Raw genomic sequence first — 15,564 nt, 5'->3', positions numbered from 1 at the left:
TGCCAACTATTTTTTTATTTCATTTGTCGCGTTTTGCGTTGTTGCTATCGGCGACTCATATAATATTACACTTCATTTATATAAACGTCAATATGTTTTTCTAAAAAAATATAAAGAAGGCTTATTCCTTATAAACAAGCCTTCCTCTTCCATAACTCTCTCTTTATTTACTTTTCTTCTATAATTGGTAGTGAAACGATAAACTGAATAATTCCATCCTCATATTCTGCTCGAATTTCTCCCCCTTGTAATTCAACAATACTTTTAGCGATTGCTAATCCGAGTCCCGATCCTTCCGTTACTCTACTTCTAGATTGATCTTTCTTATAGAAGCGTTCAAACAAGTTCCCTAACTCTTCCTTTGTAAACTCTTCACTATGGTTCGCAACCGTAATTTGTATATTCCGGCGTTGTCTTTGAAGGGAAACCTTAATCTCTCCATCATCTTTACTATATTTAATAGCATTCATTAATAGATTCTCAAATACACGGACCATCTTCTCTGAATCAATCGCAGCATACACACGTTCTTTAGGAAACTGCTTCACGAGTATAAGTCCTTCTTCTTCAGCCTGTGGTACTAGCTCTTCTATTAATTGCCCCAGAAGTTCGGTTATACACACTTCTTGCTTTTCTAATACCATCTTTTCATTTGTTAACTTTGTATACTCAAATAAATCTTCTATTAAATTCTTTAACTGCTCAGATTTCGAGAAAGCAATTCTCACATATTCATTGTGCTGTTCTTTACTTTCATATTTTGAATCCTGTAATAAACGCAAATAACCCATAATAGATGTAAGTGGCGTTCGCAAGTCATGAGATACATTTGTAATCAATTCATTCTTTTGCTTCTCTATTCTTCTTTCTTTTTCTATGTTGGAAAATAACTCTTTTGCCATCTGATTCATATTCACAGCTAGCAAACTTAATTCATCTTGCCCCTTCTGCGGAATTCTATATTGCAGGTTACCTTTTGCGATTTCTTTTACACCTTCCGCCATTGCCTCAACTTGCCTCATCTTTCTTTTAGTTATATAAAAGAAAGAAAATAAAAAAATAACAAAGCCAATCAAAAATGGAAACGGCCCATCATTCTGTACTACTCTAATATTCCCTTCCGGTATACCGCTTGCGATCATATACATATTTTTCTCTTGAATTGTTAAAGGATAAAAAGTCGTAAATTCTTTACGCTCTCTTTCGATTTCATTATCTATTACATTTTTTTGATATTCATATTGAGAGCGATTTATTTTGAAACTCATTATATTACGAATAGTACTATGAAGATTAACTTGTTCTTCCTGAGCATCTTTTGTCTTATATATAACTTTTCCATTCTCATCTACAATTAACACTTTTAATTCACCTTGATACTCCGGACGTTCAAAAACTTCTTGGACGTTAACATCAGCACCTTCTCTTGTAATAACCTCGGCAAGTCTTTCAGCAGTTGCATCAATTCCTCGCATACCAGATGAATAATCAATTACAGAGTATGTATTTATTCCTTGAAAAAACGGAGATGATGTCCACACTCCTATTACACCCAACAAAATACAGAAAGCAAACGTAGTTATCAGTTGTACACGTAAACTCTTTTGTACTCCCCTTATTACTTTATATATTATTTTTTTAAAAGTTCGATTCATCCAACCAATCGGCCTAAATATGCTTTTAATTATCTTTCTCAATCTTATATCCCACTCCCCATACTGTTTTTATATATATTGGCTTTCTCGGATTCTCTTCTGTCTTCTCACGTATTTTTCGAATATGCACCATGACAGTATTATCAGATTGGAAAGATCGTTCATTCCAAACCTTTTCATAAATTTGTTCTGCACTAAAGACCATCTCTGGATTACGAGCTAATAACTCCAAAATCGAAAATTCCCTCGGAGTTAGTTTCACTTCTTCATTTTCTACAACAACTTTGTGGGTTGAGACGTTTATTTTCATATTCCCGATTTCAATTTCATTTTCATTTTGGACAACAAATCCATTCATTTTCATATATCGACGAAGCTGCGATTTTATTCTCGCCATCAGTTCTAACGGATTGAAAGGTTTCGTTACATAATCGTCCGCTCCTGTTGTTAGCCCTAAAATTTTATCCATATCTTGCGTTTTCGCAGACAACATAATAATTGGCATCTCTTTCGCTTCTCTTATTTTCATACACATATGGATACCATCAATTTTCGGCATCATAATATCCAATACAACTAAATGCACTTCATTTTTCTCTAATATATATAAACCCTCTGCTCCATCCTCTGCCTGTAGCACCTTATATCCTTCATTCTTTAAATAAATCGTAATTAAATCCCGAATTTCTTTTTCATCATCTACAACAAGTATTGTTTCGTGTCCCACAATATCTCCCCCATAGCTTTTTCATTCCCTAACTTCTATTATAAGAAAACTTCTGAAGAAAAACGGAACGAAATCCTTAAGATTTTCTGAAGACGCAAAAAAGGTCTAGACTCCCCTTAGTCCAGACCTTTCAAAAACCCCTTTATTTACGAACGTAGATGAAATATAGTACGAATAAAACTCCCATTACATACATAATTGGATGAATTTCTTTACGACGACCACTTACAACCATTGTAATTGGATAGAAGATAAATCCAATTGCTATTCCTGTTGCAATACTATACGTAAGTGGCATAGAAATAATCGTAAAGAATGCTGGTACTGCAATCTCGAATTTCTTCCAATCAATTTCTCCTAGAGACGAAACCATCAAAATCCCTACAATAATTAAAGCCGGTGCCGTTACAGACGCTGTCACAACACTTAATAATGGTGAAAAGAAAAGTGCTAACAAGAAAAATCCGGCTGTTACAACTGCTGTAAATCCTGAACGCCCTCCTGCTGCTACCCCTGCAGACGATTCAATGTAAGACGTTGTCGTAGATGTCCCAAGAATCGCACCAATTACAGTGGCAATTGCATCTGCAAATAATGCTTTTCCCGCACGTGGTAATTTATTGTTCTTCATTAACCCAGCTTGATTCGCAACTGCTACAAGTGTACCCGCTGTATCAAAGAAATCAATGAAGAAGAACGTTATAATAACAATTCCCATTTGAACAGTAAAGATATCTCCGAAGTGCTGGAACGCCACACCGAACGTAGGTTCTAAACTAGGAATTGCACCAACGACAGCTTTTGGTGTATCAATTAATCCTGTTGCTACTCCAAGGATTGCTGTAAGAATCATTCCGTAGAAAACAGCACCGTTTATTTTTTTAATCATTAGAATGATTGTAATCACTACACCGAAAATCGCAAGTAATGTTGTGCCCTTTGTTAAATCCCCCAATCCAACAAGAACCGCATCATTCTTCACAATAATTCCTGCATTTTGAAAACCAAGAAAGGCGATAAACAAACCAATTCCTGCTGCTACTGCAAACTTCAACTCTAATGGAATGGCATTAATAATTTTTTCGCGAATACCAGAAGCAGTAAGAATAATAAAGATAATACCTGACATTAAAGTTCCGGCAATCGCTGTTTGCCACGGAATCCCCATCGTTAACACCGCTGTATAAGCAAAGAATGCATTGATTCCCATTCCTGGCGCTAAGGCAATTGGATATTTTGCGAAAATCCCCATAATCAGTGACCCAATTGCAGCCGCTAATGCAGTGGCAACAAAGACCGCTCCCGGATCCATTCCTGTTCCTGCTGGTAACCCTTTAATGTTTCCCAGTGACAGTGTAGCAGGATTGACAAATAATACATAAGCCATAGATAAAAATGTCGTTAACCCTGCAATGAACTCTGTTTTATAATTTGTACCGAGCTCATCGAACTGAAAATAACGTTTCATTCTACGTTTCCCCCGTTATATGATTACTCGTCGTAACCCTCCCTAGCCCTCTTTTATTTATAAAAATAAAAAAGGCTTCCATTGCATATACATGGAAGCGTTCTGTAAATAAAGGCAGATTTCCCCTTACCTTTATAAAAACGCCTCGTAGTCAAGCCATTTACGGTAGCTAGGTAGAAACTTTCGGGCCATATCCCCGATATTATACGACGGCTGTAATATTCATTTTTTCGTATCAATTACATACTCATATTAACTCACATATAGGTGTATGTCAATTTAAAAACGAACATTTTTATAAGATTTTTGTTTTTCGTTCGTATAAACAACAAAAAAAGACCCATCTATGCATAAAATCATAGATGGGTCTTCTTTTAAACGAATAAACCTATTCTATTCCCACTCAATTGTTGCTGGTGGCTTACTCGTTACATCATACACGATACGGTTAACGTGTTTTACTTCGTTTACGATACGTACAGAGATTTTCTCTAATACATCCCAAGGGATACGTGCCCAATCTGCTGTCATACCATCGATTGATGTTACTGCACGGATACCTACTGTGTAATCATAAGTACGCTCGTCACCCATAACACCTACGCTACGCATGCCAGGAAGTGCAGTGAAGTATTGCCAAATTTCACGATCTAAGCCAGCTTTTTGGATTTCCTCACGTAAAATCGCATCGGATTCACGAACGATTTCTAATTTTTCTTCTGTGATTTCGCCTAATACACGGATACCAAGTCCTGGACCCGGGAACGGTTGACGCCATACGATTTCATCAGGAATTCCTAGTTCTGATCCTAATACACGTACTTCATCCTTAAATAGAGTGTTTAAAGGCTCAATTAATTTGAACTGCATATCTTCTGGAAGTCCACCAACGTTATGGTGAGATTTAATTGTTTGTGCAGTTGCTGTACCACTTTCAACAATATCTGTGTACAGTGTACCTTGTGCTAAGAAGTCCATTCCTTCTAATCTAGAAGCTTCATCATCAAATACGTAAATAAATTCATTACCAATGATTTTGCGTTTTTGTTCTGGATCTTCTACACCTTTTAACTTGTTCATGAAGCGTTCTTTTGCATCCACTTTAATAACGTTCATGTGGAAGCCTTCGCTAAATGTTTTCATAACACCTTCCGCTTCACCTTTACGAAGTAAACCATGGTCAACGAAAATACATGTTAATTGGTCACCGATTGCTTTATGGATTAATACTGCTACAACAGAAGAGTCTACACCGCCACTAAGTGCGCATAGTACTTTTTTATCGCCAACAGTTTCACGGATTTTTTCTAATTCTACTTCAATAAAGTTCTCCATGTTCCAACCTTCAGAACAGCCACATACGCCGAATACGAAGTTTTTGATTAAATCATTACCGTGCTCAGAATGACGTACTTCTGGATGGAATTGTACACCGTATAAGTTTTTTGCTTCATTGCTCATACCAGCAATTGGACAAGACTCACTTGTTGCATCTACTACGAATCCTTCTGGTAAACCAGTTACTAAGTCACCATGACTCATCCATACAACTTGCTCTTCTGGAAGGTTCGCATATAATTTTGATCCGTTCTCTACTTTAAGAACTGCTTTTCCGTACTCACGATGGTTCGCACGTTCTACTTTTCCACCAAAGTGTTTTGTCATAAGCTGCATACCGTAACAAATACCGAAAATCGGTAATCCTAATTCAAAGATTTTTTCATCACAGTGGAATGCATTTTCACCATATACACTATTCGGTCCACCAGAGAAAATAATCCCTTTTGGATTCATTGCTTTAATTTCTTCTGCAGTAATTGTATGTGGATGAAGTTCACTGTATACACCGAACTCACGAATTCGACGTGCAATTAACTGATTGTACTGACTCCCAAAATCTAAAACGATAATTGTATCGTGCTGTTTCTTCAAAATAATCACCCCAACGTTAGTTCTGTATATAAATATTTTCACCAATTTGGCAAAAAGCATTACCAATATAATAAAAAAAGCCAGTCCTCCGCCCTCAGTCTCATAACAAAGAAAAGGCAGAGGTCTGGCTTTATAAAGATAGTATCCCGCTCTTTATAAATATAAGACACACTGCCTTCATAGTCAGGTTGTTTACGGTAACCCGGTAGAGACTCTCAAACCATATCATTGAGGATATATGAAGGATTGTTTTATATTATCTTCCTAGATTCTAACAATGAAGTATCAATACGGTCAAGAGAGAAAGCGACAAAATTCTACAGAAATTATTTTCTTTATCCCAAGAAACCTTTATTTCTATATTTTTTTGTCCCATAACAAAAAACATTCACCCCTATATAGAGATGAATGTTTCTTTGGCGAATGAAATTACATCATTCCGCCCATACCGCCCATGCCCATGCCGCCCATGTCAGGCATTGCTGGTGCATTTGGTTCTGGCTTGTCAGCAACTACAGCTTCAGTTGTTAAGAACATAGCTGCAACAGATGCCGCGTTTTGAAGTGCAGAACGAGTTACTTTTGCTGGGTCTACGATACCAGACTCAAGCATGTTTACCCATTCGCCAGTTGCTGCGTTGAAACCAACGCCTACTTTTTCGCCTTTTAAGCGTTCTACAACAACGGATCCTTCTAGACCAGCGTTGATTGCGATTTGACGAACTGGCTCTTCTAATGCACGAAGTACAATGTTGATACCTGTTGCTTCGTCACCTTCAGCTGAAATAGAAGCTACTTTAGTGTATACGTTCATAAGTGAAGTACCACCACCTGCAACAATACCTTCTTCTACTGCTGCACGAGTTGAGTTAAGTGCATCTTCAATGCGAAGTTTGCGCTCTTTTAACTCAGTTTCAGTTGCTGCACCTACTTTAATTACTGCTACGCCTCCTGCAAGTTTAGCAAGACGCTCTTGTAATTTTTCACGATCGAATTCAGAAGTTGTTTCTTCTAATTGTGCACGGATTTGACCGATGCGAGCTTCGATTTGTTCTGTGTTACCTACACCTTCAACTACAGTTGTGTTTTCTTTCGTTACAACAACTTTGCCAGCGCGTCCTAAAGATGCAACTGTAGCTGATTTTAAGTCGCGTCCTAATTCTTCAGTGATCACTTCACCGCCAGTTAAGATCGCGATATCTTCTAGCATTGCTTTACGACGGTCACCAAATCCAGGAGCTTTAACAGCTACTACATTGAATGTACCACGAAGTTTGTTCACTACTAATGTAGCTAATGCTTCACCTTCTACATCTTCTGCAATGATAAGAAGTGGTTTACCTTGTTGTACCACTTGCTCTAACACTGGTAAGATTTCTTGAATGTTAGAAATCTTTTTGTCAGTGATTAAGATATATGGGTTATCAAGTACTGCTTCCATTTTGTCAGAATCAGTAATCATGTAAGGAGATGCATATCCACGATCAAATTGCATACCTTCTACTACATCTAATTCTGTTGTGAATCCTTTAGATTCTTCTAAAGTAATAACGCCGTCGTTACCAACGCGCTCCATTGCTTCTGCAATTAATTGACCTACTTCTTCGTCAGCTGATGAAATAGCAGCTACTTGTGCGATAGAAGATTTACCTTCGATTGGTTTAGAAATTATTTTTAATTCTTCAATTGCTGTAACAACCGCTTTTTCGATACCTTTACGAAGACCCATTGGGTTCGCGCCAGCTGTTACGTTTTTTAAACCTTCACGAATCATAGCTTGTGCTAATACAGTTGCAGTTGTTGTTCCGTCACCAGCTACGTCATTTGTTTTGCTAGCAACTTCTGCTACTAATTTTGCACCCATGTTTTCGAAAGCATCTTCTAATTCGATTTCTTTCGCAATTGTTACACCATCATTTGTAATAAGTGGTGAACCGAATTTTTTCTCAAGTACAACGTTACGACCTTTTGGTCCAAGCGTTACTTTTACTGCATTTGCAAGAGTGTCGACACCGCGAAGCATCGAACGACGTGCTTCTTCACTAAATTTAATATCTTTTGCCATAATAATTGACCCCCTTGGATTTTTAAAATGTATATAATTAACCGATAATTGCTAAAATGTCACTTTCACGTAAAATCAAGTAGTCTGTACCTTCATATTTCACTTCAGTACCTGCATATTTTGAGAAGATGATAAGATCACCTGCTGCTACCTCTAAAGCAACACGCTCACCATTTTCAAGCACTCGACCAGTACCTACTGCAATAACTTTACCCTCTTGTGGTTTTTCTTTTGCAGTGTCTGGTAATACAATACCACTTGCTGTTTTTTCTTCTGCTTGAACAAGCTCAATTACAACGCGATCACCTAATGGCTTTAGCATGAACAATAACCTCCTCATTTTTCTATGTAAATTTTCTTTATTAGCACTCAACGACCTCGAGTGCTAACACACTTATAATAATAAATAATCTAATTTTCTTTTGCAAGTAAAAAAATCATAATTTTTTCGCAAATTGCTATATAAACTTTTTTTATATAACTTCCTAAGAAAAATCATTCTGTTATCGCTGCAACCATTCTCGCGAAAGCCTTATATATATGAATCAGCGTTTTCACTTATCGTATGTTACAATATGGAAGATGCCATAAGTTGTTTTCTCTATAGGTACAGCTTTTTCCTGTCTCCTATTTCATTTTCAAAGAAAGATTTACAAAAAAATAATAATATGAATGGTTATTACGTATCCCCGGCTGGATGTTTACATGTTATCCCGCCTTATCTCATAAACTAGAGTTAGAAAGGATGGTTAACCAATTTGAAAAAACAATATTGGTGGATTATAGTTACATACATTCTTATGCAATTATCAGGTATTGTTGGATTACCGCTTCTTTTGAAAACCGGACTATATGATAATAGGGGGTTCACCAGAGAAGAAAAAATGCAGCTACTGACTGGTCACTGGGCAATTATTAGCTTTTTCATTGCATTATGTATTGTACTTTTACTACTTCGAACAGATATTCGTGAAAGTCGTTTCGATACAAAACGCGCCAGTATTCCTGCCACAATCGGTTGGATCTTTATCGGTTTCTTTTTAGCTTTCTTTTCTCAAACAATTGCAGGCACAATCGAAATGCGTTTATTGGGCATTAAACCTGGATCTGAGAACACAGCTCGCTTGATGGAAATAGCACGGACCACCCCATGGTTCCTTATTGTTATATCAATAATAGGGCCTATTTTAGAGGAAATTGTCTTTAGAAAAATTTTATTTGGTACATTGTATAAGAAATTCAACTTCTTTATCGCTGCTATTATTAGCTCACTTGTATTTGCAGCAATTCACTTTGATTTTACACACTTATTGGTATACACTTCCATGGGGCTTGTATTCGCCTTTTTATATGTAAAAACAAAGCGAATTATCGTTCCTATTATGGCACATGTTGCGATGAATACATTAGTTGCAATAGCCCAAGTACTGGTAAGTAACGAACAAATACAAGAAATGATTAAAGAAGCAGAAAAAATGCAAGGATTTATCGGAGGATTTTAAATATGAGGAACTCACCATTGTTCATGGCAGCACTGTATTTCCTTCTTGGTTGTGTCTTTACACGTTTCGCAATTACGAACGTTACAGATACAATTTGGAACTTTGGGACACTGCTGTTTGCTGCTATGGCAACAATTGATTTTAATTTGGCACTTCGACTTATCTTAGTCAAATTTACAAAGAAAAAGCAACAATAAAACGCAGAGGGATTTCCTCTGCGTTTTATTGTGGATAATTTTTCAAAAAATAAACGAGTGTTTGTAATTCTACAGCTAAATCAATATGGTGAATTCTTATATTTTCTGAAACATTTAATCGTGCTGGTGTAAAATTTAAAATTCCGTGTATATTTGTTTCGGCCAATCGATCTGCTACAGCCTGTGCAACAGTAGCAGGTACTGTTAATATTGCCACTTGTATATCATTTGTTAAACGCTCTTCTAATTCATCTAAATGATATACAGGAATTCCTCCGATTTCTTTTCCAACTTTCTCCTCATTGACATCAAATGCCATTTCAATCTTTGTATTATTATTTTTGGTGAAATTGTAATGTAAGAAAGCGGTCCCTAAATTACCCACTCCAATAAGTGCTACACGTGTTATATCATCTTGATCAAGCGTTTCTCGGAAGAATGATAGTAAATAATTCACATTATATCCATATCCCTTTTTCCCTAACGCTCCAAAATATGAAAAATCTCTCCGAATTGTTGCTGAATCTACCTTTACAGCTTCACTCAATTCAGCCGATGAAACACGCTGCTTACCAGAAAGAGATAAGTTTTGGATAAATCGATAGTATAGAGGCAATCGTTTGGCAGTGGCCTGTGGAATCTTTTGTTGATCCATATAACCTCTCCTCTCTTCCTATCTTTGTTCACAGATTTAAAACAAATACAGAAGTTTAGCACTTATGACTTTCCTTGTATAATAGAGAGAAGACTTCTCTCTTATTTTAAACTATACACTATTTTTAGTATGATTGAGAAATATAAACATGGCAAAGTTAAGAAATTATTTGAGGTGAAAACATTGATTTTATTACAAGTGAATGGGCTTTCAAAATTATACGGTGCTGAAACAATTCTTGCAAACATTAAATTGGAAGTTCAAACAAAAGATCGCATTGCACTAGTTGGTCGAAATGGTGCTGGAAAATCTACATTATTAAAAATAATTGCCGGTGAATTATCTCACGATGGTGGAGAAATTATAAAACCAAAAGATGTTTCAATTGGATACTTGGCCCAAAATACTGGTTTAGAAACTTCTTTAACAATTTGGGATGAAATGCTTACTGTCTTTACTCATCTGCAGCAAATGGAAAAGAAGCTTCGAAGGTTAGAGCTAGACATGGGTAAGGAAGAGAACTTTTCAAATGCTGCTACGTACGAAAAATTACTCGCTGATTATGATCAATTACAGTTAGACTACAAGGATCAAGGTGGTTATCAATATGAAGCTGATATTCGCTCCATTTTAAGTGGACTTGGTTTTCCGGTTGAAACACACCAAACAACGATTTCTACGTTAAGTGGTGGACAGAAAACAAGACTTGCTCTTGGGAAACTACTGCTAACAAAACCAGACTTACTCATCTTGGACGAACCAACAAACCATTTAGATATCGATACATTAACATGGCTTGAACAATACTTACAAGGCTATCCTGGAGCTATTTTAATCGTTTCCCACGATCGCTACTTTTTAGACAAGCTTGTTACACAAGTATATGAAATTTCTAATAAAGAAAGCAGACGATATGTTGGTAACTACAGTAAATATTTAGATTTAAAAGCTGCACTACATGAGCAGGAAATGAAGCGTTATGAGAAACAACAAGAGGAAATTGCTAAACTAGAAGACTTTGTCCAAAAGAACATTGCCCGTGCATCTACAACAAAGCGTGCACAAAGTCGTCGGAAGCAGTTAGACAGAATGGAATTACTAACTAGACCATTAGGTGATTCTAAATCAGCATCCTTCCACTTTGATATCGAAAAACAAAGCGGAAACGATGTATTACAAATAAAGGATGTTTCAATTGGATATGACAAAGAACCGATTATTGAACATGTAAATATGCGCTTAACCCGCGGTGATAGTGTCGCACTAGTTGGTCCAAATGGTATTGGGAAATCTACATTATTAAAATCAATTGTGAATAAATTAAAGACGTTAGGCGGTGAAGTTTCTTTCGGTTCAAATGTATCTATTGGATATTATGATCAAGAACAGGCAAACTTAACATCATCTAAGCGTGTTTTAAACGAACTATGGGATGATTATCCGCTAGAGCCAGAAAAAGAAATTCGCACGATACTCGGTAACTTTTTATTCACAGGGGACGATGTATTAAAGCCAGTATCTTCCTTAAGTGGTGGTCAAAAAGCACGATTAGCTCTAGCAAAATTGATGATGCAAAAATCTAATTTACTGATTCTCGATGAGCCAACAAACCATCTCGATTTAAATAGTAAAGAGATTTTAGAAAATGCCTTAATTGATTATCCTGGGACTCTTTTATTCGTTTCCCATGATCGCTATTTCATTAACCGTGTCACAACTACAGTTGTTGAGTTATCAACAGGTGGTGCACAAGAATATTTAGGTGACTATGACTACTATATTGAAAAGAAAAATGAAATGATTGAACGTGCGGAATTTGAACAACAAGAAGAGGATGCAACAGTCCAAAAAACTATCGCTCAAGAAAAATTAAATTACCTTGAAGAAAAAGAACGTAAGAAGTCAGAACGCCAACGCATCCGAAAGATTGAAGAAATTGAACAAAACATTGCAAATTTAGAAGAAGAAATTGAACAATTAGAAGAGGAGCTTTGTCTACCTGAAGTATATGCTGACTACGAACGAGCTAGTGAGATTACAACAGCAAAGCAAACAAAACAAGAAAAATTAGAGCAGTTTATGGCGGAATGGGAAGAGTTACACGTATAACCCTTATATATTTATATGATAAAAACAAGGTAGTTGAAAGCCATTCAACTACCTTGTTTATTTTTCAATACAAAAGATTATGGTCGAAGGTCTGACCTCAATAGTGTTATCCACAACCTTATGCACATATCCACCTTTATCATATAAACACAAAAATAACTTTTCCACATTATCCACAAATCACAAAAAAATTATGCACATTTAATATTCACAATAAAACCCATATTATCAACAGATAATATGGGTTTTATCCACAAGTTGTGGTTAATTATGTGTATAACTATGCTTCAATATCTAATCCTGGATTTGCATTTAAAGCCAATGTTGCACGTTTTCCTTGCTCATATGCAATAGTTCCTGCTGCTGCAATCATTGCTGCATTATCTGTGCATAAAGATAACGGTGGAATAATGAGCTCGATTTCTTCTTTTTTTGCAAACTCTTCCTCTAAACGTGCACGAAGTCCTTTATTCGCTGCAACGCCACCAGCGAGAAGCACCTGTTTTACATCATACGCTTCTGCAGCACGTGCTGCTTTTGTTACTAGTACATCTATTACACTCGCTTGGAAGCTAGCTGCTAAATCTTCTGGTGCGATTTCTTCTCCACGTTGTTTTGCGTTATGCACAGTGTTGATAACTGCTGATTTCAGTCCACTAAAGCTAAAATCATACGAATCTGGTTCTAACCATGCACGTGGTAAATCAATCGTTGGTTGTCCTTCATGAGCAAGACGGTCAATATGAGGACCACCTGGATATGGCATAGATAGTGTACGTGCAACTTTATCATATGCTTCTCCTGCCGCATCATCTCTCGTTTCGCCAATTACTTCAAACGAACCATGCTCTTTCATATAAACAAGCTCTGTATGCCCGCCAGACACAACAAGTGACAACAAAGGGAATTGTAGTTCTTTTACTAAGCGATTCGCGTAAATATGCCCAGCAATATGATGAACACCAACAAGAGGAATATTATGAGCAAAGGCAACTGCTTTAGCTGCATTTACACCAATTAAAAGTGCCCCTACTAAACCTGGCCCTTCCGTCACAGCAATTGCATCAATATCTTCAAATGTAATGTTCGCTTCCTTTAATGCTTCTTCTAATACAACTGTAATTTGTTCTACATGATGACGAGATGCAATTTCCGGCACAACTCCGCCAAAACGCTTATGGCTCTCAATCTGTGAAGCAACAATATTTGCCACTATTTCTGTTCCATTTTTAACAACCGCTACAGCCGTTTCATCACAGCTCGTTTCAATACCAAGTATAATCGTATTTTTTTCCATTATATATTCACCCACATTACAAGACCATCTTCATAATTGTCTGTATAGTATCGTTTACGAATCCCACCATTTTGGAATCCATACTTTCGGTATAACTGCTTCGCTACTTCATTTGACACTCGTACTTCAAGTGTCATCGTTTTTGCTCCCATTTCTTTTGCCTGATCCATTACTTCTTTCAGCAAAGCATCTCCAAGTTTTTGACCGCGATATTCTGGCAAAATGGCTATGTTCGTAATATGTGATTCATCAATAATAATCCACAATCCACAGTATCCAATTACCACACCATCTTTTTCAATTACGACATAATGTGCATATTCATTCATCGTCAATTCACGATAAAATGCATCAGCAGTCCAAGGAGTTGGGAATGACGCTTCTTCAATTACTACAATTTGAGCAATATCATCAGTCGTCATCTTTCTAAATGTAATATCCATTTTGATAACCCCTATTTTTTTTGACTTTCTAGCCATTTTGCTTCTGCTTCTGCTAAACGGAGGTAGCTCGGAACAAATGTATGCACACTTTGCTCCTCTTTTTGTAATCCTAAAAATGCTAGCTCACTTGGTCTTGGGTTGTTCTTTGTAAAAGAAGCAAACACAGCTCGATCTCCTAAATATTCTACAATCGTTTCTTTATGTTGTTCTACATCATTGCCGATAAATAAAACAGGTTGCCCCTTATCTTTTAACATCTGTAACCAATCAATAATAAGAATAATTCGATCCTCTTCTACAGAAGATAACTGCTCTTCTTTATATGTATACAAGCCCGTATAAATTTGTCCGCGACGTCCATCAAACAATGGACAAATAACCCCTTGGAAATTCGCTCCATTCGCAGCCACTACTTCTAAGCTAGACACACCGACAATCGGTATTTGCAACGACCAAGCTAATGTTTTTGCAACAGTCACACCAATTCGAACTCCTGTATAAGATCCAGGACCAGCCGCTACGATGATTTTGTCTAGCTCTTTCGGCTTTATATTACATTCCTTCAGAAGTTGTTCTACAGCCGGCATAAGGCGTACAGAATGATTTTTGGTTAAATTCGTAATGATTTCTCCGACAACAGTATTTCCATCAATAAGAGAAATCCCCATTACATAATTTGAAGTATCAATTGCTAGTACTTTCATCTTGTAATAGCTCCTCACATAATCTAATATAGCGTTCACCACTTGGCTCTAACACAATTTTTCTTGTATCATCACCTGTATGGAACAAGCTTATTTTTAATTTCTCATTTGGCAGAAAAGATTCAATTAAATGAGCCCATTCTACTACTGTTATACCTTCACCATAAAAATACTCATCAAACCCTAAATCTTCTTCACTTTCCGCTAAACGATACACGTCCATATGATATAGCGGTAATCTCCCTTTGTACTCTTTAATAATATTGAATGTCGGACTATTTACAACTCGTTTCACACCAAGGCCTTTTGCAAGACCTTTCGTAAACGTTGTCTTGCCAGCACCAAGATCGCCTTCTAAAACAAGTACATCTTGTTCCCTAACAAGTTGTCCTAGCCTTTCTGATAAGTTCTGTGTCTCTTCAGAAGAAGTTGTCGTTATTTCATATTTATTCAAAGGTTTCACCTACCTTACTCACAATATTCTCTGCTCTTTATTATACAGATTTTTTCACTTTGTTTCATTTTGAACATATAAAAAAGACCTTAGGAGTTGTCCTAAGGGTAAGATTGACTGTCTTTATAAGTTTTCTTAAAAATAAATAAAAAAATACGAAACAAGTTGTTTCGTTCTTTTCTTTGTATAAATGGCGGTCCCGACCGGGGTCGAACCGGCGATCTCCTGCGTGACAGGCAGGCATGTTAACCACTACACCACGGGACCATTGGTTGCGGGGACAGGATTTGAACCTGCGACCTTCGGGTTATGAGCCCGACGAGCTACCGGACTGCTCCACCCCGCGACGATATAAAA

14 protein-coding genes, 2 tRNA genes and 2 riboswitches are annotated in these 15,564 nt (G+C 36.8%); of the genes, 3 read left to right on the top strand and 13 right to left on the bottom strand.

What is annotated here, in order from left to right; all coding sequences use genetic code 11:
• Nucleotides 1-167: 167 nt before the first annotated feature.
• The 6 genes from BPMYX0001_RS01165 to groES all read right to left on the bottom strand — a co-directional run bounded on the left by BPMYX0001_RS01165 (nt 168) and on the right by groES (nt 8,168).
• Nucleotides 168-1,655, bottom strand: coding sequence for a sensor histidine kinase (locus BPMYX0001_RS01165; RefSeq protein ID WP_051091473.1), 1,488 nt, complete (start codon nt 1,653-1,655; stop codon nt 168-170).
• Between the two features lie 25 nt (nt 1,656-1,680).
• Complete coding sequence (locus tag BPMYX0001_RS01160) at nt 1,681-2,382, bottom strand: response regulator transcription factor (RefSeq protein ID WP_006093173.1); 702 nt, start codon at nt 2,380-2,382, stop codon at nt 1,681-1,683.
• A gap of 142 nt (nt 2,383-2,524) precedes the next feature.
• A complete protein-coding gene (locus BPMYX0001_RS01155; RefSeq protein ID WP_003194563.1) occupies nt 2,525-3,850 on the bottom strand; it encodes an NCS2 family permease in 1,326 nt (441 codons plus the stop codon).
• A gap of 128 nt (nt 3,851-3,978) precedes the next feature.
• A riboswitch (purine riboswitch) is annotated at nt 3,979-4,081 on the bottom strand.
• Nucleotides 4,082-4,243: 162 nt separating this feature from the next.
• Nucleotides 4,244-5,782, bottom strand: coding sequence for a glutamine-hydrolyzing GMP synthase (guaA, locus tag BPMYX0001_RS01150; protein WP_018783542.1), 1,539 nt, complete (start codon nt 5,780-5,782; stop codon nt 4,244-4,246).
• 160 nt (nt 5,783-5,942) lie between these two features.
• Nucleotides 5,943-6,044: riboswitch (purine riboswitch) on the bottom strand.
• Nucleotides 6,045-6,211: 167 nt separating this feature from the next.
• Nucleotides 6,212-7,846, bottom strand: a complete 1,635-nt coding sequence (gene groL / locus BPMYX0001_RS01145; RefSeq protein WP_006093172.1) for a chaperonin GroEL — start codon at nt 7,844-7,846, stop codon at nt 6,212-6,214.
• A 37-nt stretch (nt 7,847-7,883) separates the two neighbouring features.
• A complete protein-coding gene (gene groES, locus BPMYX0001_RS01140; protein ID WP_000917305.1) occupies nt 7,884-8,168 on the bottom strand; it encodes a co-chaperone GroES in 285 nt (94 codons plus the stop codon).
• Nucleotides 8,169-8,604: 436 nt separating this feature from the next.
• On the opposite strand from groES, the gene BPMYX0001_RS01135 reads away from it, so the two are divergent.
• Nucleotides 8,605-9,348 carry a CPBP family intramembrane glutamic endopeptidase gene (locus tag BPMYX0001_RS01135; RefSeq protein ID WP_016117047.1) on the top strand — a complete coding sequence of 248 codons (744 nt, stop codon included), beginning with the start codon at nt 8,605-8,607 and terminating at the stop codon, nt 9,346-9,348.
• Between the two features lie 2 nt (nt 9,349-9,350).
• Nucleotides 9,351-9,545, top strand: coding sequence for a YdiK family protein (locus BPMYX0001_RS01130; RefSeq protein ID WP_016117046.1), 195 nt, complete (start codon nt 9,351-9,353; stop codon nt 9,543-9,545).
• Nucleotides 9,546-9,570: 25 nt separating this feature from the next.
• Here BPMYX0001_RS01130 and BPMYX0001_RS01125 read toward each other — a convergent pair whose 3' ends face one another.
• Entirely contained in the window at nt 9,571-10,200 is a 630-nt protein-coding gene (locus BPMYX0001_RS01125) for a redox-sensing transcriptional repressor Rex (RefSeq protein ID WP_003205609.1), read from the bottom strand.
• Between the two features lie 183 nt (nt 10,201-10,383).
• On the opposite strand from BPMYX0001_RS01125, the gene BPMYX0001_RS01120 reads away from it, so the two are divergent.
• Nucleotides 10,384-12,309 (top strand): ABC-F family ATP-binding cassette domain-containing protein, encoded by a 1,926-nt coding sequence (locus tag BPMYX0001_RS01120; RefSeq protein WP_208858013.1) that lies wholly within the window; start codon nt 10,384-10,386, stop codon nt 12,307-12,309.
• A gap of 280 nt (nt 12,310-12,589) precedes the next feature.
• Here BPMYX0001_RS01120 and tsaD read toward each other — a convergent pair whose 3' ends face one another.
• From tsaD to BPMYX0001_RS01090, 6 genes are all read right to left on the bottom strand, one after another.
• Nucleotides 12,590-13,606 (bottom strand): tRNA (adenosine(37)-N6)-threonylcarbamoyltransferase complex transferase subunit TsaD, encoded by a 1,017-nt coding sequence (tsaD, locus tag BPMYX0001_RS01115; RefSeq protein WP_003194551.1) that lies wholly within the window; start codon nt 13,604-13,606, stop codon nt 12,590-12,592.
• Nucleotides 13,606-14,049: a ribosomal protein S18-alanine N-acetyltransferase gene (rimI, locus tag BPMYX0001_RS01110; RefSeq protein ID WP_006093166.1), complete on the bottom strand. Its 444-nt coding sequence runs from the start codon at nt 14,047-14,049 to the stop codon at nt 13,606-13,608. The genes tsaD and rimI overlap by 1 nt, the downstream gene beginning before the upstream one ends.
• 11 nt (nt 14,050-14,060) lie before the next feature.
• Complete coding sequence (tsaB, locus tag BPMYX0001_RS01105) at nt 14,061-14,753, bottom strand: tRNA (adenosine(37)-N6)-threonylcarbamoyltransferase complex dimerization subunit type 1 TsaB (RefSeq protein WP_018783544.1); 693 nt, start codon at nt 14,751-14,753, stop codon at nt 14,061-14,063.
• Complete coding sequence (gene tsaE, locus BPMYX0001_RS01100) at nt 14,734-15,207, bottom strand: tRNA (adenosine(37)-N6)-threonylcarbamoyltransferase complex ATPase subunit type 1 TsaE (protein ID WP_018783545.1); 474 nt, start codon at nt 15,205-15,207, stop codon at nt 14,734-14,736. Before tsaE ends, tsaB begins: the two co-directional genes overlap by 20 nt.
• A gap of 191 nt (nt 15,208-15,398) precedes the next feature.
• Nucleotides 15,399-15,474, bottom strand: a tRNA-Asp gene (locus tag BPMYX0001_RS01095).
• A 2-nt stretch (nt 15,475-15,476) separates the two neighbouring features.
• Nucleotides 15,477-15,553 (bottom strand) — tRNA-Met (locus BPMYX0001_RS01090).
• Between the last annotated feature and the right edge of the window lie 11 nt (nt 15,554-15,564).

It is taken from the genome of Bacillus pseudomycoides DSM 12442, from assembly GCF_000161455.1.
GTDB classification, from domain to species: Bacteria; Bacillota; Bacilli; order Bacillales; family Bacillaceae_G; genus Bacillus_A; species Bacillus_A pseudomycoides.
Note: the sequence above shows the minus strand (reverse complement) of the source record. Positions and strands in the feature narration are given on the sequence as shown.